The sequence below is a fragment of the Dactylosporangium sp. NPDC049525 genome (genome assembly GCF_040676755.1).
Taxonomy (GTDB): Bacteria; Actinomycetota; Actinomycetes; order Mycobacteriales; family Micromonosporaceae; genus Dactylosporangium.
The window spans coordinates 45098-65943 of record NZ_JBFAPO010000012.1 but is presented as its reverse complement, the minus strand read 5'-3'; the positions used below and the strand labels follow the sequence as shown (position 1 = coordinate 65943).

Here is a 20846-nt window from a genome sequence, read left to right as displayed (position 1 = left end):
GAACCTGAAAGACCCACTACATGCCGTCACCGACTCGTCCGCGGCGTCTCCCTGTGAGAGCCGCCAATACCGAGTAGCTCAGTGACCGGCATCACATCGCCGAGATACGCGGTGTCACGGAACCCGGACAGCTCCCCCAAACGACCTGCCGCTCTCTTCGCCAAAATGGCTCGAACAGGCCGTCAAACCCGTCGCCATCGCACATGCCTCAGCCGCCACGCACGCAACGCCTGCTTGCCGCGGACGGCGGCCGAACAGCCACATGGAGATGGTCGTCCCGGCCGGCGCGAACCATCCGCCGATCCCCTCCGTCGATGTCCGGACACCCTGGCCGCAGCCCCTGCCGGACGTTGGGAACCATAGTCATTTAACTGTCATATGGTCGCTATGCGATTGCCATACCAGCCCGACAACCTAACGCCTGCGGTCCGCGTGCTTGGGGCGATGCCGCAGTCGCGAGTGAAGGAGTTGCTGGTCGGTGGAGGTCGAACGTACCGCGCTACCCGGGATCGGTCTGCGGCATGAATTCGTGACCGCGAAGGGCCAGCACGCGGCGGTGGTGTCGCACGTGTCCGGGCGGCGGGACGTGGTGCTGTACGGCAGCGACGATCCGGACACAGCGGTTGCGACGCTGTCGCTCAACACCGACGAGGCCAACGGTGTCGCTGAACTCCTGGGTACGGCGCGGATCGTAGAGCGGCTGGCCGACCTGCAACGGCAGGTGACGGGGCTCAAGACGGTCCAGGTGCCGATCATTGCCGGTTCTCCGTACGACGGAGGCACCCTCGGCGACACGCAGGCACGGACCCGCACCGGGGCTTCGATCGTGGCGGTGATCCGCGCCGGTCAGATTCTGGCGAGTCCCCGACCGGACTTCACATTCGACCCCGGGGACCTCGTCGTTGTGGTGGGCACAGCCGACGGCACCGCCGCGGTCGCCGACATTCTCGCCAACGGTTGAGCCGCTCATGCATGGCAGCATCGCATTGATCGAAATCGGGGCTGTGATCCTGGGGCTGGGCCTGCTCGGCGCGGTCTCCGCCAGGTTTGCCATCTCACCGATCCCGCTGTACCTGCTGGCCGGGCTGGCCTTCGGCCAGGGCGGCATCCTGCCGCTGGCGACCAGTGAGGAGTTCACCGCGACCGGCGCCGAGATCGGCGTCATCCTGCTGCTGTTCACGTTGGGCCTGGAGTACACCGCGCCGGAGCTTGTCGGCACGTTGCGGCACAACGCGGTGGCCGGTGTGGTCGACCTGGTGCTCAATGCCGCACCGGGGGTGGCGACGGCGCTGCTGCTGGGCTGGGGTCCCGTCGCCGCGGTCGCGCTGGGTGGCGTCACCTACGTGACGTCGTCCGGCATCACTGCCAAGGTCCTCGCCGACCTGCAGTGGCTCGGCAACCGCGAGGTACCGGTCGTGTTGTCGCTGCTGGTCTTCGAAGACCTCACCATGGCCATATATCTGCCGATCCTCACCGCGCTGCTGGCCGGTGTCGGGCTCGTCGCCGGCCTCAGCACACTGGCGATCGCCGCGGCCACGATCACTGTGATCCTGATCGTCGCGCTGCGCTTCGGCCGGTACGTGGAGATGTTCATCGCCGCCCCGAACGAGGAGGTGCTGCTGCTCAAGGCGTTGGGTCTGACCGTGCTCGTCGCCGGGGTGGCGCAGCTGCTGCAGGTGTCCGCAGCCGTCGGTGCCTTCCTGGTCGGCATCACGCTGTCCGGTCCGTTGGCGCACACCGCGCGCGAGGTCCTGGCCCCGCTGCGCGATCTCTTCGCCGCCGTGTTCTTCGTCTTCTTCGGGCTGCACACCGATCCGGCGACGTTGCCGCCGATGCTGGGCATCGCGCTGGCGCTCGCGGTCGTCTCGGTCCTGACCAAGATCGCCACGGGCTGGTGGGCGGCGCGGCGGGTCGGCATCAGCCCGCTGGGCCGGGCCCGGGCCGGCATCGCGCTCACGCCGCGCGGCGAGTTCAACATCGTCATCGCGGGCCTCGCCGTCAGCGCTGGACTCAACGACCGGATCGGCCCGCTCGCAGCCGCATACGTGCTCGTGCTGGCGGTCACGGGTCCGATCCTGGCCCGCTCCCTGGAGCCGATCGTGCGGTGGCGCAACCGCCGCCGCGGCAGTGGCAACACCCCGGCTGAGGCAACGCCCGCCTCGGCCGCGTTTGATTCCGCAGAACCCGCACCGAGCCAGTTATGAGCATCGATCACGTCATGAACATCGAATCTGGTACGAACGTCAGAACTGATCCTGATATCGCAGGTACCGGGCGCACACTGCCCGGGGTCGGCGCCGGAGCGACGGCACCGGACGTGACCATCGTGTTGCCGTGCTTCAACGAAGCCGAGCATGTGCGGGCCGAGCTTGACCGCATCTGCGCCGTCATGGACCGGTCCGAGCTGCACTATGAGGTACTTGCCTTCGATGACGCCTCGACCGACGCCACGCTCGCCGTGTTGCACCACGCGCAGGCCGCGCTGCCACAGCTGCAGGTGATTGCGATGCCCCGTAACAGTGGGGCCGGCACCGTGCGGCGGCTCGGGTCACGGATGGCCCGGGGTGCGATCGTCGTCTGGACGGATGCGGACATGACGTATCCGAACGAGCGAATCCCGGAGCTGGTGCAGTGGCTGCGCGACAACCCGGGCATCGACCAGGTGGTCGGCGCCCGGACGTCGGAGCAGGGCAGCCACCGCCTGCTGCGCATCCCGGCGAAGTGGGCGATCCGGAAGACCGCCGAGTGGTTGGTGGGGCAGTCGATCCCGGACCTCAACTCCGGCCTGCGGGCGTTCCGGCGCAGCGTTGCCGCTCCGTACCTGCGCCTGCTACCGCCCGGGTTCTCCTGCGTCACGACGATCACCTTGGCGTTCCTGTCGAACCAGCACGCGATCGCCTATCTGCCGATCGACTACGCGAAGCGCGCCGGACGCTCGAAGTTCCGTTTCGTCCGCGACGCCTACCGCTACCTGCTGCAGGTGCTGCGCATGGTGATGTACTTCGACCCGCTCAAAGCCCTCATGCCCCCGGCCCTGCTGCTGCTGAGCATCGGAGCGGTGAAGAGCGTGTTCGACATCGTGGTCCATCCCGTCCGTCTGGCCAACAACACTGTGATGGTGTTCTTGACGGGGCTCATCATCGGTTCGCTGGCGCTGCTTGCCGACCTCATCGTCCGGTCCCGCCCGGACGCCTGACGCCCGCCGCCGCACCCCCCTCCGGCGGCGGGCGTCAGTGCACCACCGGCCCGGGGGTGTTACCGGCGGGACGGCGAGCCATGGCGACCAGTCCGGGCCCACGGCCGGGCGTCGCGCGCTGCGCCCACCGGAACGGCGCCGTCGCCCACCGGTGCACAAGACCGCGTAATGGCCGGGATGGTTGCAGCAGCCGGCCAGACGCGGCCGTGCGCTCCGCCGCCGAGGCGCGGCCCGCCTGACGCAGCCGCCGCTTGGCGACCGCGTTGCGGCCGGATTCGAGGAGGTAGCCCAGCGGCATCCCGTAGTGACGGACCTCGACGGCCTCGAGTCCCGCGCCGGTCAGCAGTGCCTGTAGGCCCGTTGGGTCGTAGCGGCGCACGTGCCCGACCAGTTCGTCGGCGGGGCCGAATCGGTGCTGATAGGCAGGCACTGACAGCAGCAGGCGCCCACCGGGACGCAGGCGGGTGGCCCACGCGGCTACGGCGGCCGTGTCGTCGTCGAGGTGCTCGAGCACCTCGAACGCGCACACGAGGTCAAACCGTGCCGGCGGCAGGTCTTCGAGGCGGATGTTCGCCACCGTTCCGGTCCCGGCCAGCCGTTGCTGGGCTACCGCGTATGAGGCGGGGTCGGGTTCGATGCCGGTGTAGGTGTACCGCTGGGCGAGCCTCGCCGCGAACCCGCCTTGACCGCATCCGATCTCGAGGACGTCCACCGCGTCGGCGGGCAGCAGCCGCGCGACGAGGTCGAAGCGCAGCCATGCGTTGAGCGACAGCGGGGCGGTCCGGTCCAGGCGTGTGCTCATCGCAGTTCCATTCGGGTGCTGAGAATCCGGTGCCACAGCGGCGTCGCGGCCCGTCCGGCGGTGAACGCCTGACCGGCGACGGTGTGCGCCGCGGTGCGAAGGCGGGCGAGTTCGGCCCGGTCGGTGGCCAGCCGGTCCAGCGCCGCGGCCAACGCCGCCGGGTCTCCGGGGGGCACGAACACGGCAGCGTCGCCGAGGGTCCGCCGCTGCGGTGCGGTGTCGGAGGTGACGATGGCGCAGCCGGCCGCGGCGCCTTGGAAGATCTTGTTCGGCACGACGCGCGCCGCCTTCGGGCCGGCACCGAAGATGCCCAGGCACACGTCGTGCGCCGCGACAACGGCAGGCAACGTGTCTGCGGCGACCCAGGTTCGCCACTGCACGTCGGCGTCGGCGGCGGCCTGCCGGGTGGCGGCGTCGTCCTGTCCATGTCCGATCATCGTGAACCGGACCGGTCGCCCTGCCAGCAGGGCAGCTGCTGCGCCGATGATCGGGGCGCCCTGCAGCGGCGTGTACAGGCCGAAGAACACCACCCGCAGCGGACCGTCCGCGTCGGGTGATGCCGGGACTTCGGCGCCCGCTGTGAACCAGGTGTCCGGTGCACCGACCGGACATACCACGCTGCGTGCTCGCACCTGCGGCGGCAGGGCGTCGCGCTGCTCGTCGGTGTCGACCACGACCACGCTGGAACGCGCCAGCGCGGCGCGGTCCACTGTGGACAGCAGGCGGTGCCGCATCCCCCGGCCCAGTCGCCGGTCGGCCCCGGTGTCCGCTGCCCCCGCCATGTGGTCCAGCACGGTCGGCACGCCGCGGAACAGCGCGCGTGCCAGGTGCACATCGAACAGGCCCAGGTACCCGACGACCACCGCGTCGATGACCGCAGCGTCGCGGCGGGGGCGGATCGTGCGGGCGGCCCGGGCCAGACGCCACCACCGGCGTGCAAGCCGACCCGCGAGCGGGACCGCACGCCACGGCTGACGCACCGCGGCGACCCGCTCGGCGGTGCTGATGCCGAGCGGCGCGTTGCATTCCACGACCGATGCGCCGCAGGCCCGCAGGCCTTGTGCCAGGACGAGTACCCGCGGATGCGTGGCGGTGTCGTACGTGCCGAAGAACACGACACGAGGGGTGTACGGGCCCTCCGGTGCGCTGCTGGGACGGGCTACGCTCTGCGGATGTCCAGCCGGTTGCCGCAGTCCGACCGGCCATCGGCGTGCACGGCCGGCACGCGCCGGCTGCACGTGCGCATCAGGCACATCGGGCGCATCGGGCGGGCTGTCGCCGCCAGCCGCTGGACCCGCTTCGCGTTCCTCGCCGTCGCGCTTGCCGCCGGTGGTGCCGCGATCGTCCCGCACCGCCACGCGATCACCGCTGCCGCGGCGGACGTCGGACTGGCCGCCGTGCTCGCTGCTGCGGTCGCCGCCGTCGTCGGGCTGCTTGCCACGATGCAGGTCTGGCGGGCAATCCTGGCCGGACTGGGTTCCGTCGTACCGCTTGGCGCAGCGGCGAAGATCTTCTTCGTCGGCCAACTCGGCAAGTACCTCCCGGGTTCGGTCTGGCCGATCGTGGCCCAGATGGAGCTCGCCCATGCGCACCATGTGCCTCGCCACCGCACCGGTACCGCCGCCCTGCTGACCATGATCGTATCGCTCGGGGCGGGCCTGCTCACCGCGGCCGTGACGCTGCCCCTCGCATTGGCCGGCACCGACCGCCGCTACCTGTGGCTGCTGGGCGCCGTTCCGCTCGTCGCCCTGGCGCTGCACCCGGCCGTCCTCAACGCGCTGCTCACGACCGGGTTGCGGGTGACCCGTCGGCCGAGGCCCGAGCAGCCGCTGCGGGGACGAACGGTCATGGCCGCCGTCGGGTGGGCCATCGGATCGTGGCTGCTGTTCGGCGTTCACGTGTGGCTGCTCCTGCTGCCGTTGATGACCGGGCGGCCGGGGACCGCCGCCGCGGTGTCCGCTGGCGGGTTCGCCTTTGCCTGGTGCGTGGGGTTCCTGCTCGTCGTCGCACCCGCTGGCGCCGGAGCCCGGGACCTGGTGCTCGTCGCGCTGCTCGCAACCCAGACCGGCGCCGCCGGTGCCGCCGCCGTGGCGCTGCTATCCCGGGCCGTCATGACCGGCGCCGATGTCGTCCTGGCCGGCGCCGCGGCTGCGGCCGGCCGCAGTCACGGGCGAACCAGCCAGCATTCCAGCCGCCGCGGGTCGGTCCCGGTGGGGCGCCGCACCAGCTGATGCTGGTCCTCGCGTGCGTCCTGGTACACGATCTTCTCCAGCGGCAGCCCGTACGGCAGCAGCGGCAGCGTCGATGACGACATCAGCACCGGATCGTGCCCGGCTTGCCGGACCGCCGCCACCACCATTCGCAGCCGCTCGGCCGTTGGGTTCTCCAACGCTGCGACCGGCAGTCCGCATTGGTTGCGTACCGTCGGGGCCCACTGCGTATCGGTCATGATCACCGCATCGTCCGGTCGCAACGCCTGGCACACCGTGGCGGCCGCCTCAGGCTCCCCGAGCTCGGTGCGCTGCGGCGCAAGCGGTGCAGCGACGAGGACGGCGGGGACCGCCGCGACCAGGATGAGCACCAACGGGACCAGTGCCACCGCGTACCGCGGCCAGTGGGCCCGGCGCAGCGCCGGCACCGTGCGAGCCACCGCGAACGTCGCGAAGATCGCCACTGCGGGCAGCACCTCGACCACCAGCCGCCGGTCCGCCCACGGGTGATCCGGCGTGATGGCCGGCCGTAGCAGCGACGCGAGCCCTGATCCGCCGTACACCAGCAGCGCCGGCAACAGCCGCCAGTCCCGGCCGCGAACCGCGCCGGCGGCGGCCGCCGCGATCCCCGCGCCCGCGAGCACGATGGCCGGCCAGCCGAGATACCATGCCACCCAGTTCAGGCTCTGCTCGGCGTAGCCGCGGCTGCCGTCGACCGGCAGGCCGAACTGCTCCTGGTGCGACGCGACGTAGTCCATCGTGTTCGGCGCAGTGATGGAGTGGTCGACGTAGAACAGCGGCCGGGCCGCGAGGGCCACCCCGCCGATGATGATGCTTCCCGCCACGGCACGGGCCAGTGCGCGGCGGCGAGCGGGGCCGATCTGCAGCGGGTGGCGGCGCAGCAGCAGCCCGCCCACAACCGTGGCCAGCACCGCTGCGACCAGCAGGGCAAGCATCAGCTGGACCGACGCGAGGTTCACCTGGATGTAGGGCCATGTCACGTAACGGCAGTCGAGGTAGCCGAGGCCGCCTCCGAGCAGGGCCCCAGCGGCGAACGCACCGGCGCCTGGCCGTTTGCACAGCCACCACCAGCCGATGGCCGGCAACACCAACGCGAAGTCCACGCCCATGTCGACCCGGACCAGTTCGCCGGCGGACAGCACCAGGCCGGCAAGCCCGAGCAGCACCACGGCGCCCGTGCGGCCGCGCGCACTCGCCCCGCTCGACCAGCCGGCGGCGAGCAGGCCGAGCCCGCCGGCAAGCATGAGGCAGGCGAGGGGCTCCGAGTACGTCGTCTGGCTCACCCGCAGCATGGGCCATGCCGCCGCCAGCAGCAGCGCCGCAAACGGCGCCCACCGCGGCCCGCACAGCCGCGCTGCCAGCCCGGCGACAGCCAGCACCGCGGCGCCGCCGATGACGCCGGGCAGCGCGAACACGACGGGCCAGCCACCGGCCCAGAATCCCGCCGCGAGCATCGTCGGCCAACCCGTCATGAACTGGGGCACGATCTGGCCGTCCTGCACATAGAACCCCGGGTGGGCGAAGGTGACCGCGTCCGCAGCCGAACCGTACGCGTCGGCGGGCACCGGTGCAGTCAGGCCGGTATGCCCACTGAGCCACAGACCGACCTGGGCATACGTGCCGGCATCGCGGTGCAGGACCGCCTGTTCGCTGTGTGTCGCCACCGCCAGCACCGCGAAACCCACCGCGACGAAGAGCGTCGCGGCCAGCGCCCACGGCGGTGCCGGCCGGGCCGGCGCGGCGAGCAGATGCGGCAACGCCCAGCGCACCAGCAGGGTCGCCGCGGTCACCGCCGCGGGCAGGACCGTCAGCGGGTGGAAGCCGCCCAGCGCCGCCAGGGGGACGGCGACGAGCAGCCAGCCGGTCACCGCAAGCACCGGCAGTGCGGGCACCACAAGCAGCAGGGAGCCAGCCCGGGCACTCGGCGCGGTCACCGCGCGGCGCCACCGACTGAGCCCCGTGAACGGCACCACACGAAAGGCACCTGCCAACTGCTGTTGCGACGCCGTCCTCACCACCGCGTCATTGTCCGTGCCAAGTACGACGAAAATACCGACGTTGTATGACGAAGCCACGACAGCCGGGAGAGTCCGGCTCACCCGGAAAGGGGTCGGTAAGGCAGGTGGCGCGCGTGGCCGGACGGCGTGTACCGGCCTGGGCGAGGAGTGTGGCAGCTGCCCTGCGGACCCGTGACAGTTCTATGACGATGCGGGTGTGGGCTCTGCCGGGTCGGCGGCAACGTGCAGGACCCGGTCGACCCGGGCGAGTTGGAGTGTGCGGGTGACCCGAGGCGACAGCCCACGCAGTGTGAGCCGGCCGCCGTCGCGCCACACCTGGCGGTGGATGTCGAGCAGCACACCGATCCCCGCCGCGTCCACGAACGCGCACGCGGTCATGTCGACCACCAGGTCAACTGGCCTCAGCGCGACGGCATCGTCGAGCAGCGCCCGGATGTGGGGCGCCGCCACCGTGTCGAGTGGGCCGGTGACCAGGATTTCAATCCGCGGCAGTGCAGGAGGTTGTGCTCTTGGCTGCATGGCGTGTCCCTCCGTGTCGTACCGCCAGCGTCACCGCGCATTTTGGCGGCTTCTCCCCCGTCCATATGACAGTTGCGTGACATCCGGCGCTATGCGGGCTCAGGCCCTGCAGTCGGGGTGCGCCGCCAGGCATGATGCCCAGGTGGTTGACCTGTTGGTGATCGAGGACGACGACCGTATCCGGCTGGCGCTGCTGCTCGCCCTGGAAGATGAGGGCTACACCGTGCGGAGCGCATGCACCGCCGAGGAGGGTCTACAGCTACAGCACATGTCGCCCGCCGACACCGTGCTTGTTGACCTGATGCTCCCCGGCATCGACGGCTTCGAGTGTGTCCGGCAGCTGCGCCGCCATGACGACGTGCCGATCGTGGTGGTCAGTGCCCGTGACGACACCCATGACATCGTGGCCGCGCTGGAATCCGGTGCCGACGACTACCTGGTCAAACCGGTTGCGGTGAAGGAGCTGTCAGCGCGGCTGCGAGCCCTGCGCCGCCGCGCCCGATCTTCTGCGACGACCCCTGCGCCTGTCTGGCTTTTCGGCGACCTCGAGATCATTCCCGACGCGGGAGAGGTCCGGCTGCGTAACAAGCCGGTCGCGCTCACCCGCACCGAGTTCCGGCTGGTGTGCGAGCTCGCCGAGCATTCCGGGATGGTGCTGACCCGTCAGCAGCTGCTCCAGCGGGTATGGGGATACGACGTTGGCGACGAACGGCTCGTCGACGTCCACGTCGGACGGCTCCGGCAGAAGATCGAACAGGACCCACGCGCCCCCGTGCACCTTGTCACGGTCCGCGGCATGGGATACAAGCTGCAGCGATGAGACGCGCCGGCCTCCGCACACGGGTCGTTGCCGGGTTCGCCGCGGGCGCGCTCGGCCTGTCGACCTCGATCGCCCTGGTGACCTATCACGCCACCCGCACTTCGCTGCTGTCCGCCCGGGAGCGGGTGGCTGTGCGGACCGCGTCCTTCGACGCGCGGATCATCCGCGAAGGACTCACCGCCGACGAACCGGACATCGTGGAGTTGCTCGGATCATTGGACATCGGCGGCAACCGCCGCGCCTTCGTCTATCGCGAAGGCCGCTGGTACGGACGCTCCGCCGACGACGGCACCACCGCCGCCGTCCCGGCCGGGCTGCGGCACCTCGTCGAGCAGGGCTACGCCAGTCTGCAGCGGGTCCGAGTCGACGGCGTCCCCGCCGCCGTGATCGGGATCCCGTTGTCGGCAAACACCGCGCTCTACGAAGTCGACTACCTGCGGGAACTGAACCAGACGCTGCGGGTGCTGAGCCTGGTCCTCGCAATCGTGGCGGCGGCAACCGCCGCCGCCGCTGCCGGACTCGGCTGGTACGCGGCCAGGTACGTGCTGCGCCCCATGCGTTCCATCGCCGCAGCTGCACAAGGCATCGCCGGCGGTGACCTCTCCACCCGGCTCGACCCGGCCATGGAACCGGACCTCGTGCTGCTCACGACGTCGTTCAACGACATGGTCGACCGGCTCGCCCAACGCATCGAGCGGGACCGCCGATTCGCCGCCGACGTCAGCCACGAACTACGCTCCCCGCTGCAGACCCTCGCAGCATCCGCGAGCGTCCTGGCCAAACGCCGCGAGCACCTCGACACCCGCAGCAACACCGCCGCTGGGCTCGTCGTCGACGAAATCGAGCGGTTCCAGTCGCTCGTCGACGACCTGCTCGAACTGGCCCGAAGCGACCAACCCGCCCAGCGCGCCGACGTCGATGTCGAGGAGGTCGCCCGACGCGCATGCCGGAACCGAAATCTGGCAGCCGACCTCGTCGAGGTCACCGGCGGCGGGTCCGGCCTCTGGCACGTCGACGGACGCAGAATCGAACGCATCATCGGCAACCTGCTGGACAACGCCACCCGCTACGGCGGCGGCCCGGTCACGGTCCGGCTGGGCCGATCCGGTGACAAAGCATTCATCGAGGTCGACGACGAAGGGCCCGGAGTCAGCCCCGAGGACCAACACACCATCTTCGAACGGTTCGTCCGCGGCCGGGCCGCACGCGCCCGCGGCGCCGACGACGGCACAGGCCTCGGACTGGCCATCGTCGCCCAACACGCCGCCGCGCACCACGGCACCGCCGTCGTGCGCGACCGGCCCGGCGGCGGCGCCCGTTTCCGCGTCGAACTCCGCGAGGAATACCCATGATCGTCAGACGGCCGCTCCTTGCCCTTGCGCTGTGTTTCGCGACCATGACCGCCTGCGGTGTACCGACCGAAGACCACCCGCGAACCTTCACTCCGCCAGGGGGAAGGTCGGCCAGCGCACCGTCCGCCACAACGAGCGCGGCGACCGGCGCACCGAAGCAGATCCTTTACCTGGTTCGTGACGGGCGGCTGGTCGTCGTCCATCGTCTGACAGCCTCGGACCCCACCATCAGCCAGCAGCTGGAAAGCCTCCTCGCCGGACCGACTGAATCTGAACGCAAGGCCGGTCTGACCAGTGCGCTCACCGGCATCACCGTCACTGGTCACGTGCGTCTCGACCGTGGCCAGGCAGACGTGGAGATCGACACCCCACCGGACGGCACCGGCCGCAGCGACGAAGTGCTCGCCTATGGACAGGTCGTCTGCACGCTCACCACCCGCAACGACGTGAATGCGGTGACCTTCACCCACGGCGGTGAGCCGCTCGGCATCCCCCGCGCCGACGGATCGCTTGCTGAAGGACCGCTCACCGCCGCTGACTACGCCGCCCTCATCACAACCTGATCGCGACCGCCCGCTCGCAGGGCACGCCGGTCCGTCATCAGCGGTGGGGCCCGGACCTCGCCCGCCGCCGACGCATCGCCGCGTCAACGATTCTCGGCGCCCGGCGGGTTACGCCGGGACTATCTGAGCGGTCCGTGCTCGCCGCTGTTGGCGCTCAGCACCGCGCCGCGATTCTGGAGCGCGTCGGCGACATTGCGGTGCGTGCTGAGTGTGGCGCTGCGAAGCGTTTCGACTGCCGTCCACACGGCGGCGGACGGCGCCACCAGGCGCAGGAACCCGCCGCGATCGACGGCGATCTGTGCAGCGGCGTCCAGGAGCATCGCGGCAGTCTCATCCATTGCCGTCACGGCACTGGTCAGCAGGACGAGGTTCGGGGGCCGACCGGTCAGTGCGCGAGCCAGGTGGACCTCGAGAGTGAGGGCGGTGAGCTCCACGACGTGCCCGCTGACGGTTATCAGCACGAATCCCTCGCGGCCTTCGGTGGTGACGCCGAGCCGGGGCGCGATCCGCTTCTCGTCGTCATTGCTTGGCTGGGCTGCGTCGGACATGTCAACCGCCGATCTCATGGGTGGGCGGGCCCGCGTGAACCGCCAAGCTGGCGCCCGTTGCGGGCTCACGGCTGCGACCGTCCTCATCGACTTCCCTACGGCGACCGTCGGTTCGAATGAGTTCGCTGTCCCGTGCTGTTGCCGATCGGCGCCGTCGCGCGCCGGCTTTATGGGCGTCAGTCAGCCAGACCCGAACCAGCCCTGGGCCGAGCAGACGCCGACGCATGCCAGCAGCGCACCGGAAACACCGAGCACTGCCAGAACCCAGACGGTCAGCGCGACAGCATCGGCCATGACTACCGCCGGGACACCGCCCAATGCGACGAGCAGGGCTCCGAGCGCCACATGGAAGCGCCACCGCACTACCGGCTCGAACCGGGACAACGCTCGCGCCAGCGCCGGGTCGTCGCCTGCAATCTGCTGCTCGATCTGCCGCAGACGCCACAACTCGTCGTCGTCGAGCATCAAACCATCCATCAGTCTCCGCCATTCCTCGGACCACCGGCGATCATCGCTGCGGGACATGACGAATGTTCTGCAGATGCATGACAGTCACGACATGACTTCCAGTAGAGGCTTCGGCCGCCAACGACGACGCCCTCGGCCGCGGTGTGCCGCAGGGTCAATGCGGACCGCTGATGCTGCCGATCACAACCGCCGGGCCGACCGGTTTCCTGCTGCTGGCCGGGCCGGCCGGGCCTTCCAGCAGCCGTGCCGCGACCAGCCTGACGTCGGCGCAGCGTAGTGCGTGGTGCACTGCGTCGGCGTAGCCGTCGTAGTGCGCGATGGCGTATCCGGCCGTCACGATCGCGATCCGGGCGTCGTCCGGCAGGCGGGGCGGGATCACCGGTTCTAGTACCGCTCCGAGCGGCAACGCGCCAGGTCCGGCATCCACGACGTCCAGCCGGCCGTCTGGTGTGTCTGCCGTGCTCCGCAGTGCGAGGATCTCCGGGCCGCCGCACCGTAGCACCTGTACCGCACCGGCCCGGCTCACCTGCACGAACGTGGCCGCTACGTACCCGTCGGGGGCGTACCGCCGGATCAAGGGTGTCAACACCGCCGCCATCTGCGGCAAGCCGGCGCCGCCGCGACGCACGGCCGCACGGAACGCCCGCTCCATCACCCACACACACCGTTCCGGATCCGGCACTTCCCCCATCACCATGCCGATCAGCAGCCATATGCCACCGCCCGGGGCGTACGCGGTGACGGCCACCTCGCCGGGCAGCCGCGACACCGCCAGCATCACCGGCCGGTCGACCCGCCCGGTGCCCACGTCGACAAAGGCCGGCTTTGCCGGCCGGGACCGGCGGAACAGGGTCCGTCGCCGCTGCCATGACAACACCGGCAGGACGGCAAGGTAAAGCGCGGAGGTCACCAGTGACCCCCGGTCGCCGCGGTGGCCCGGGACGATCGGTACTGCCACTGACAGCAGGATCAGCGCACCTGCCCAGCCGGACATCAAGGCCGCCACCCGCGGCCTCGACGCCATCCCGGCCACGCCGGGCACCAGCAGCCATCCGATCGGAGCGGTGACCCCGGCGGCGCCCATCACGACGGCGTTGCCGGTCACGGCGAGCAACGCCGCCCGGGTCGATACCCTCACGAACCTCACACCCACTCGGCCTCATCATCGGCCAGCATGGTCGGTCGGATCGCCGCACCCTGCGGACCTGGATCTGCTCAGGCCGACGGGGCCCTCACCCGGAACACCGTAGCCATAAACGTGCCGACGAGACAGCGCAGGCCTCGCCCGGCTGCTGGTGACCGGGCCGGGTCTGCGTGCTGTGGTGTCAGTCCGGGCCTCGCCGGAGGCGAAGATGGCGGGTGCACTGGTTGCCGGTCCCTGCTGGCAGGGTTCCCGGAACGGACGGAACTGACGGCGCCGGTGTCGACGTACCGCTCCCGCGGCCGCGGCACAGCCAGGATCTCAGCTGGGTGTTCGGCTGGGTGTATGGTGTCGCGATCTCGGTGCCCGGCGGGAGTTCGGCCTGAGCGGGGCGGCGGGTGTGACAGGGCGAGAGACAAGGTGGCGGTTGGCGACTGCCGTGGACAAGGTCGGCGCACCGATCGCCTGGCGCGGTGGGCGGTGCCATGTTGCCGGGCTCGCCGCGTTGATGCTTGCCGCGTCGCTGCTGTATGCGACGGTGTCACTCAATCGGTACCGCACGTGGCGCGCATCGACCTACGACCTGGTCATTTTCGACCAGGCCGTGCGGTCGTACGCCCAAGGCCGTCTTCCGGTCGCGGTCGTCAAGGGCGTCCACAACGGGTTCGGCCCCGACTTCAGCGTGCTGGGCGATCACGTGTCGCCCGTCCTTGTACTGCTCGCCCCGCTGTACCTGGTGTATGACGACCCCCGCACGCTCCTGGTGGCGCAGGCCGTCCTGCTGGCCTGCGCGATCTTGCCGTTGTGGCGGTTCGCCCGGCGCGAGATGGGTACCGCCGCGGCATACTGCGTTGTTACGGCGTATGCGCTGTCGTGGCCGGTGGCCGGTGCGGTCAATTTCGACTTCCACGAGGTGGCGTTCGCTCCGTTGTTGCTGGCAGTGCTGTTCGACCAGCTCTCCATGCTGCGTCACGGGGTCGGCCGGAGGTGGCGGCTCGCGGTGGCCGCCGGAGCCGTGTTGTGCATCAAGGAAGATCTTGGGTTGGCCTTGGCGGGTGTCGGGCTGTGCCTGCTTCTGCCGTACCGCGGCCGACGGCCCAGACGTGGCGATCTGCTGCTCGGACTCGGCTGCCTGCTCGGTGGCCCGGCCTACACCGCGTTCGCCACGCAGGTGATCATTCCCGCATTCGGGGGTCGGTCGGACTACTACTGGTCGTACAACCACCTCGGTCCCACAGCTCCGGCCGTGCTGTGGCACGTCGTCAGCCAGCCGCTCGACGCCTGGTACACCTTGACCCATCCGACGACGAAGATCAACACGATGCTCCTGCTCCTGGCCGTCGGCGCGCTCACGCCACTGGTGTCGCCCTACCTCGCGGTCACATTGCCGCTCGTGGCCGAACGGATGCTCTCGGAGTCACCAGGCTGGTGGGGAACCGGTGCGCAGTACAACGCATTCTTGGTGATTCCGTTGCTGTGCGCGGGCGTGGACGGCGCGGTCCGGCTGGAACGCCGCTGGCCTGCCTGCCGCATCGGCGCGGTCTGGGCGGTCACCGTGGTGACCGTCGCTGGGGTGACGCTTCCCCATTTCGCCTTCGGCGAGGTGCTCCGCACGTCGACCTGGCGGCAGACCGAGGACATCGGCGCGGCGGCACACGCCGTGGCCCAGATCCCAGACGGGGCACTGGTCGAGGCCGCATCCAGTCTCGGGCCCCATCTGACCAGCCGCACCCAGGTGCTGCTGTGGGACCGGATTCCCCGCTGGGCACCTTGGGTCATCGCCGATGTTGCGCGACCACAATTTCCGTTCTGCAGCATCGCCGATCAGCGTGCACGGGTTGAACTGCTCCGCAGCCACGGCTACCGGATCGTCTTCCAGGAGAAGGACTTCGTGGTGCTGCACGACCCGTCCGCGGTGCCTGAGCTGTTCGCCCCACCTGCCCCGCCGTGCACTTGACTGGCGGCACCGCGCCGTGGTGGCGTTCGACCCGAGCTGTGGCAGAGGATAATGATCCGATGAGCATCCATATCCGGCAGTTCCAGCGAGGTGCCGAGGCCGAATTCGTATCGGGGTTGGAGTGGCTCTTCGACCCGCCCGGCAGCCGTCCCTCGGATTGGGATCGCGACCGCGCCGTCGAGCGCACCGCGCAGGTCCTCGACCACGAGAACGTGGCGCTGTTCGAAGCCCGCTCGGATCAGGATCAGCTCGTCGGCGTGGCCAGCGTCTACATCGACATCCTGTCGGTTCGCTTCGGTCGACGGGCTTCGATCGAAGATCTCGCCGTACATCCCGAGTGGCGCTCCCGAGGGGTCGGCACCAGCTTGCTGACGGCCGCAAGGGCGTGGGCGCACGACCACGGCGCCAACTACGTCTTCCTGGAGTCCGGCGTTGCGCGGACCAACGCACATCGCTTCTACCTTCGCGAAGGTGCAACGCATGTGGCCGCAGCGTTCAGGTGGACCGGTCCGTACCTCGGTGGCGGGCGGCACGACCTGGCGAACCAGTAGGACTCGAGCTGCGCATCACCGTTCGTTCGCGAACGGATACGGCTTCCGGATCAGGTTCCGCTGAGGCGTTGGTGACGGCTCTGGGCGGAACTCCGTCGGTAAGCGGCCAAGCCGACCGCCGCCAGGAGCAGCGGGACCACTGCGAGGCCCGCGCCGTTGAAGCGGCTGTCGGGCCACGCCGCCGTGGCCCCAGCCGAGCTCACTCGCGCCCTGCTGTAGCTCGGTCGTGACCTGCTAAGACCGTTGAGCCGGACGTCCATGATGCGGGTGCCATCGTCGCCGACGAAATCCGCACGGCATTCGTTTCGGTCTGCGCACTGGATGTTCTCCACTTGACCCCGGATGCCCGAGTACGAGGCCTGAAGGCCGTCGAGTTCGTAGGGGGCGAGGCCGACAATTACTCCCACCACGACCCCACCGAGCAGCAGACCTCCCAGCCCGCGGAGGAACCACATGGCGGCGGTGTCGACCCTGCCTTCCGACCACCCGTGTTTCCCCACGAGATCATCGTGGGACATCAAGTCACCGTTGCCAAGGCGCATTCGCCGCGAATGCAACGTCCCGCTCCACCCGGGTTGGCAAGTCATCCATGAAGTCAATTGAGTCCGGAACGGTTGAGGTGGAAGTGAACTTGTCGTAGGTACTGATCGAGATAGACGCGCAGCACGAAAATACGTTGCCCTAACGACCAGGGGTTGAGCAATGAGCCATTTTCATCGTGACGGTGCTGGTCACCGATGGTGTGGCGGGTGGGGATCGACGTAGGGCGAGGCTCGCGGTACGACAGCTGTCGACCAAGACTCGGTGCCCCGACCAGGAGCCTCGTTGCTGTCCTACCCTGCCACGATCACACTGTCCACCCGCGTCCTCAACCAGCTCGCGGACCTGATCCGCCGGCAACGCCGTCAGCGTCGCAGCCGATGGCGGCGGCTGCAGCCGGGCGACCAGGCGCTGCTGGTCCTGGCCCACCTGCGCAACGGTGACACCTATGCCCGACTTGCCGACGGGTTCGCGATCGGCACCAGTACCGCGTGGCGCTACGTCCGAGAGGGCATCAGCCTGCTCACCGCCCAGGCAGACGACGTCCTCGCGGCCGCTCGCCGCGCGGCCCGGCTGGCCTACGCCATCCTCGACGGCACGCTGATCCCGATCGACCGTGTCGCGAACCAGCGCCCGTACTAGTCGGGAAAACACAAGTGCCACGGCGTCAACGTGCAACTGCTTGCCGACCCCGGCGGCCGGCATCGGTGGCGCACCTCGGGCAGCGTAAAGCAGGCGAAGCGAACCTCATGCATGTGGATGGTTGATCTGGTTCTGACCGGCGTGGTTGAGGTCGGCCATGCCGACAGCCCGGCCGTCGTGCCGGTAGGGCGACCGCCCGGCATCATGGACGCCATGGACCCATCGAGCAACGCCTCGAACCCCCAACTGTTCAACACCGAACGGGCACGTCCGGTGCCGACCAGTGGCCCAGATCCCGGCTACCCCCGGAATGCATCTGGTGAAACATACGGATCGGCCGCCGAGGCTGGGTCGCCCGACCAGGTGCCTGACCTGATCCTCGTCTCGTTCGGGCAGGGTCGACGAGGGTATGTGAAGAAGAAGGAGCTTGATCCACCTGACTTCACCAATCCTGAGGACGCCGTCGAATGGTCGCGACAGAACGAAGGCAAGCCGCCGCGGGTGATCACTGTGTACGAATCGGACGGTAAGACGGCCATCGGGACCCGCGCTTTCGGCTAGGAACCCGACCCGCCAGACCGCCCAGGCGCTGACTGTCCACTTTAGACAATAGTCGCCACGCGGTCGGGTCGGGACGCGATCGGCCCGAACAGCTTCGCGTGCTCTCGCAGTACACCGAGATCGGCGACGGCCTCAGTTCGAGCAGGTTCGCGGACGTGACTACGCCTGCGCCGTGATGGAGTCCCTGCTTGCCGCCACCTGAGTTTCATATGAGAAGCCGTGCGCGGACAAGAACTTCAGGAAGTCCGCGATGTCGAAAGCCTGGGCCGGGGACAGCACGCCGGTCCGGTCACCGCCGGCGACCAGGCGGCGGGCACCCTCGACTGCCATGACAGCCGTGGAGCCGTACACGTCGTAGCCGCGGATCAGGGCCCTTGCGAGCCTGCCGTCGGCGCTTACCGCCTCGGCCAGGACCGTGAATGTCGCGGCCGTGCGCTCGTGCTCGGCCGGTCCCTCGGGCAGTGCGTCGATGACCCGGGCGGCCGTCTCTGGGGGTGCCTGCAACAGCTGAGAGAACTCCGGCGTTGCGGCGGCTGCGTTGATGACCACCTCGACGTTGCGGGTTTGGACGTGCCGCGGGACGGTGACCACCTCGCAGCCCGGCCAGGCCATCACAGGCGCTTCGTCCGTCTCGCCCGGGAACCGTACTGCCGTGCGGCGGGCTGGACGGGGCGACCGGTTCCAAACGCCGTCGGTGTAGCCGAGTTGGGTGCCGTTCAGCATCTCGTACGCGGAACGCAGCGTGCCCCGGGTCATCCCGAAGTTGTTCAGGTCGTAGGCGACGACGAGTTCCTCAACCGGCTCGATCGCGGTGCCGGCAAGATGGGCGACGAAGTCACCGGGCAGGATGTCGTAACCGATGGCCGGGACGACTGCAACTCCGGCCCGCTGGGCCTCGCCGGCGAAGCGCTCGAAGACACCGGCGAGGAACTCCTGCTCGGCGCTGGTGTCGACGTAGTGGCAGCCGGCCGCGACAGCAGCGCCGACGACGCCCAGGCCGAACGCGGTAAATGGGCTGGCGCAGTTGATGACGGCATCGCAGCCGCGGAAGACGGTGGTGAGGGCGTGGGGGTCCTCGGCTCCCGCCGGGCGGACCTCGGCGCCGCCGAGCCCGTACGCCGTTTCCCGCAGGCGGCCGGCGTCGCGGCCGGACAGCACGGCCTCGATGCCGCGACGGCGCAGCTCCGCGGCGACGAGCCGACCGGTGTATCCACTAGCTCCGTATACGGCGATCTTCACGGTGATTCCCTTCTCGGTGCCTCGGGTGACGCACCCACCGTGTCTGCCACGCCGTGCTGTGGCCATCCCGCAGGTGAGGGGTGGCCTGGCCGGTCGCGAGCGGGCTACGGTCGGGCGATGCGCACAGCGAGACTCGGCTCCGGCGCCGCCGCCACGCGGGCCGCCATCGAGGCGCTGTGCGCGCAGCCGCTCGAGCCCGAGGTGATCGTCCAGGAGGTCGCCGAGCGGATCGGCCGGGTGGTGCCGCACGACACCGCCGCGTGGATGCGCACCGACCCGGAGACGCTACTGCCGACCCATGCCTTGACACTCGGCCTACCCGACGCGGACAGCGTGGCAGCGGCCAAGGCGCGGGGTGAGTTCGTCGACCACGACTTCAACCGTTTCCTCGACCTGGACCGCTCCGGGCGGACCGTGGCCACCCTGACCGCGGCCACCGGCGGTGACCTGACGCGCAGCGACCGGCACCAGGCCGTCTACGCACCGCGTGGCCTGCACGACGAACTGCGGCTGCTGGCCCGCTCGGCGACCTCGACATGGGCCCTGGCCTGCCTGGTCCGTGCAGCTGACGCACCGCCGTTCAGTGCCGAGGAGACGCGTTACCTCGCCGGCATCGCCCGCCACGTCGGCGACGGCCTACGCGCGGCCCTGATCCGCACCGCCCGCCCCGCACACACGGCAGAGACGGCACGGACGGCCGACCCCGGCGCTGGGCCCGGCATGCTCGTGCTCGACGAGCAGGGCCGGATCGAGGCGGCCACCGCCGAGGCCACCCGGTGGCTGGATCGGCTCCCCCGGTCCGGCCCGGGCGAGACTCCGCTGCCCGTGGCGATGGTCGCGCTGCAGGCACAGTCCGGACACACCGGCCGCCCGGCCCGGGTACGGGTACGGCTGGCCGACGGAGGCTGGCTGCTGGTCCACGCCGACATCCTCGTCGCCGGGGCCTCAGGGCCACCCCGAGTCGCCGTCATGCTGGAGCTCGCCGCCCCCGCAGAGCTGCTGCCAGTGCTCTTCGCCCTGCACGGCCTCACCGACCGGGAGCGCCAGGTGACCGGGCTGCTGCTGGCCGGCCACGGCACCGACGACGTCGCACGGCAACTGCACGTGAGCCGGCACACTGTGCGCGACCACATCAAAGCGACGTTCGGAAAGGTAGGCGTTTCCTCACGCGCCGAGCTGACCGCAACCCTCGCCGGCGCTTGAGCGGCGCCCAGCAGTCGTTGTCTCGATGGCTGCGACGCAGCCCACCACCAAGCACCGGCTGATCAGGTGTGACTCTCGGTATCAGTGGTTCGGGGCTGACGACTGCTAATCTTTGATGCTGGAGCGCTGGCCGGAGGTGGGGTGCGAAATGTCGGTGCCGCTGTATCAGGCGAAGGCGGAGATGTTCCGGACACTCGGCCATCCGGTCCGGATTCGGGTGCTGGAGCTGCTGCAGGATGGGCCCCGCCCGGTCCGAGACCTGCTGGCTGAGATCGACGTTGAGGCGTCGAACCTGTCGCAACAGCTCGCAGTGTTACGGCGGGCCGGAATCGTCACGTCGTACCGGGACGGTCCGCTGGTGATGTATGCACTGAGCACTCCCGACGTAGCGGACCTGCTCGCCGCTGGCCGCAGAATCCTCGGCTCGCTCCTCACCGACCGTGACGGCCTGCTGGTCGAACTCCGCTCACGTGGCGACTAGTCCAGTTCTTGCGG

At 69.8% G+C, this 20846-nt stretch carries 20 protein-coding genes and 1 pseudogene; 12 read left to right on the top strand and 9 right to left on the bottom strand.

Annotated features, from left to right (window positions below):
• The first annotated feature begins 478 nt into the window (after window positions 1-478).
• From AB0K00_RS19525 to AB0K00_RS19515, 3 genes are all read left to right on the top strand, one after another.
• Window positions 479-961 (top strand): cation:proton antiporter regulatory subunit, encoded by a 483-nt coding sequence (locus AB0K00_RS19525; RefSeq protein ID WP_363522562.1) that lies wholly within the window; start codon window positions 479-481, stop codon window positions 959-961.
• A gap of 7 nt (window positions 962-968) precedes the next feature.
• The gene (locus tag AB0K00_RS19520) at window positions 969-2204 is read left to right on the top strand and encodes a cation:proton antiporter (protein WP_363522561.1); all 1236 of its coding nucleotides are present in this window, start codon (window positions 969-971) and stop codon (window positions 2202-2204) included.
• A gap of 113 nt (window positions 2205-2317) precedes the next feature.
• Window positions 2318-3196: a glycosyltransferase family 2 protein gene (locus AB0K00_RS19515; protein WP_363522559.1), complete on the top strand. Its 879-nt coding sequence runs from the start codon at window positions 2318-2320 to the stop codon at window positions 3194-3196.
• Between the two features lie 34 nt (window positions 3197-3230).
• Here the strand turns inward: AB0K00_RS19515 and AB0K00_RS19510 are convergent, their stop codons facing one another.
• Window positions 3231-3998, bottom strand: a complete 768-nt coding sequence (locus AB0K00_RS19510) for a class I SAM-dependent methyltransferase (RefSeq protein WP_363522557.1) — start codon at window positions 3996-3998, stop codon at window positions 3231-3233.
• Complete coding sequence (locus AB0K00_RS19505) at window positions 3995-5113, bottom strand: glycosyltransferase (RefSeq protein ID WP_363522556.1); 1119 nt, start codon at window positions 5111-5113, stop codon at window positions 3995-3997. The genes AB0K00_RS19510 and AB0K00_RS19505 overlap by 4 nt, the downstream gene beginning before the upstream one ends.
• A gap of 57 nt (window positions 5114-5170) precedes the next feature.
• Between AB0K00_RS19505 and AB0K00_RS19500 the strand changes: the two genes are divergently transcribed.
• The gene (locus AB0K00_RS19500; protein WP_363522554.1) at window positions 5171-6229 is read left to right on the top strand and encodes a lysylphosphatidylglycerol synthase domain-containing protein; all 1059 of its coding nucleotides are present in this window, start codon (window positions 5171-5173) and stop codon (window positions 6227-6229) included.
• Here the strand turns inward: AB0K00_RS19500 and AB0K00_RS19495 are convergent.
• The gene (locus tag AB0K00_RS19495) at window positions 6163-8163 is read right to left on the bottom strand and encodes a hypothetical protein (RefSeq protein WP_363522552.1); all 2001 of its coding nucleotides are present in this window, start codon (window positions 8161-8163) and stop codon (window positions 6163-6165) included. The two genes, AB0K00_RS19500 and AB0K00_RS19495, sit on opposite strands and share 67 nt — an antisense overlap.
• 264 nt (window positions 8164-8427) lie before the next feature.
• Window positions 8428-8766, bottom strand: coding sequence for an STAS domain-containing protein (locus AB0K00_RS19490; protein WP_363522550.1), 339 nt, complete (start codon window positions 8764-8766; stop codon window positions 8428-8430).
• A 142-nt stretch (window positions 8767-8908) separates the two neighbouring features.
• Here AB0K00_RS19490 and AB0K00_RS19485 point away from each other — a divergent pair, with 142 nt between their 5' ends.
• From AB0K00_RS19485 to AB0K00_RS19475, 3 genes are read left to right on the top strand one after another with little or no spacing between them, the layout of a single operon-like run.
• The gene (locus tag AB0K00_RS19485) at window positions 8909-9586 is read left to right on the top strand and encodes a response regulator transcription factor (RefSeq protein ID WP_363522791.1); all 678 of its coding nucleotides are present in this window, start codon (window positions 8909-8911) and stop codon (window positions 9584-9586) included.
• Window positions 9583-10938, top strand: coding sequence for a HAMP domain-containing sensor histidine kinase (locus AB0K00_RS19480; RefSeq protein ID WP_363522549.1), 1356 nt, complete (start codon window positions 9583-9585; stop codon window positions 10936-10938). Before AB0K00_RS19485 ends, AB0K00_RS19480 begins: the two co-directional genes overlap by 4 nt.
• A complete protein-coding gene (locus tag AB0K00_RS19475; RefSeq protein WP_363522547.1) occupies window positions 10935-11501 on the top strand; it encodes a GerMN domain-containing protein in 567 nt (188 codons plus the stop codon). The genes AB0K00_RS19480 and AB0K00_RS19475 overlap by 4 nt, the downstream gene beginning before the upstream one ends.
• Window positions 11502-11620: 119 nt before the next feature.
• On the opposite strand, the gene AB0K00_RS19470 is transcribed toward AB0K00_RS19475, so the two are convergent.
• The 3 genes from AB0K00_RS19470 to AB0K00_RS19460 form a co-directional block, all read right to left on the bottom strand.
• Complete coding sequence (locus AB0K00_RS19470) at window positions 11621-12049, bottom strand: STAS domain-containing protein (protein ID WP_363522545.1); 429 nt, start codon at window positions 12047-12049, stop codon at window positions 11621-11623.
• 180 nt (window positions 12050-12229) lie between these two features.
• Window positions 12230-12514 carry a DUF3040 domain-containing protein gene (locus AB0K00_RS19465; RefSeq protein ID WP_363522543.1) on the bottom strand — a complete coding sequence of 95 codons (285 nt, stop codon included), beginning with the start codon at window positions 12512-12514 and terminating at the stop codon, window positions 12230-12232.
• A 157-nt stretch (window positions 12515-12671) separates the two neighbouring features.
• The gene (locus AB0K00_RS19460) at window positions 12672-13655 is read right to left on the bottom strand and encodes a hypothetical protein (RefSeq protein WP_363522541.1); all 984 of its coding nucleotides are present in this window, start codon (window positions 13653-13655) and stop codon (window positions 12672-12674) included.
• 430 nt (window positions 13656-14085) lie between these two features.
• Between AB0K00_RS19460 and AB0K00_RS19455 the strand changes: the two genes are divergently transcribed.
• Both AB0K00_RS19455 and AB0K00_RS19450 read left to right on the top strand, forming a co-directional pair.
• Window positions 14086-15615, top strand: coding sequence for a DUF2079 domain-containing protein (locus AB0K00_RS19455; RefSeq protein ID WP_363522539.1), 1530 nt, complete (start codon window positions 14086-14088; stop codon window positions 15613-15615).
• Window positions 15616-15674: 59 nt separating this feature from the next.
• A complete protein-coding gene (locus AB0K00_RS19450; RefSeq protein ID WP_363522537.1) occupies window positions 15675-16166 on the top strand; it encodes a GNAT family N-acetyltransferase in 492 nt (163 codons plus the stop codon).
• A gap of 50 nt (window positions 16167-16216) precedes the next feature.
• Here the strand turns inward: AB0K00_RS19450 and AB0K00_RS19445 are convergent, their stop codons facing one another.
• Window positions 16217-16684, bottom strand: coding sequence for a hypothetical protein (locus AB0K00_RS19445; protein ID WP_363522536.1), 468 nt, complete (start codon window positions 16682-16684; stop codon window positions 16217-16219).
• Between the two features lie 307 nt (window positions 16685-16991).
• Between AB0K00_RS19445 and AB0K00_RS19440 the strand changes: the two are divergent.
• Window positions 16992-17408, top strand: a pseudogene (locus AB0K00_RS19440) (transposase family protein); the annotation flags it as partial.
• A 660-nt stretch (window positions 17409-18068) separates the two neighbouring features.
• On the opposite strand, the gene AB0K00_RS19435 reads toward AB0K00_RS19440, so the two are convergent.
• The gene (locus AB0K00_RS19435) at window positions 18069-19148 is read right to left on the bottom strand and encodes a saccharopine dehydrogenase NADP-binding domain-containing protein (RefSeq protein ID WP_363522534.1); all 1080 of its coding nucleotides are present in this window, start codon (window positions 19146-19148) and stop codon (window positions 18069-18071) included.
• Between the two features lie 117 nt (window positions 19149-19265).
• On the opposite strand from AB0K00_RS19435, the gene AB0K00_RS19430 reads away from it, so the two are divergent.
• Both AB0K00_RS19430 and AB0K00_RS19425 read left to right on the top strand, forming a co-directional pair.
• Window positions 19266-20351 (top strand): helix-turn-helix transcriptional regulator, encoded by a 1086-nt coding sequence (locus AB0K00_RS19430; RefSeq protein WP_363522532.1) that lies wholly within the window; start codon window positions 19266-19268, stop codon window positions 20349-20351.
• Window positions 20352-20499: 148 nt separating this feature from the next.
• On the top strand, window positions 20500-20832 hold the full coding sequence (locus AB0K00_RS19425) for a metalloregulator ArsR/SmtB family transcription factor (RefSeq protein ID WP_363522530.1): 333 nt from the start codon (window positions 20500-20502) through the stop codon (window positions 20830-20832).
• The last annotated feature ends 14 nt before the right edge of the window (window positions 20833-20846 follow it).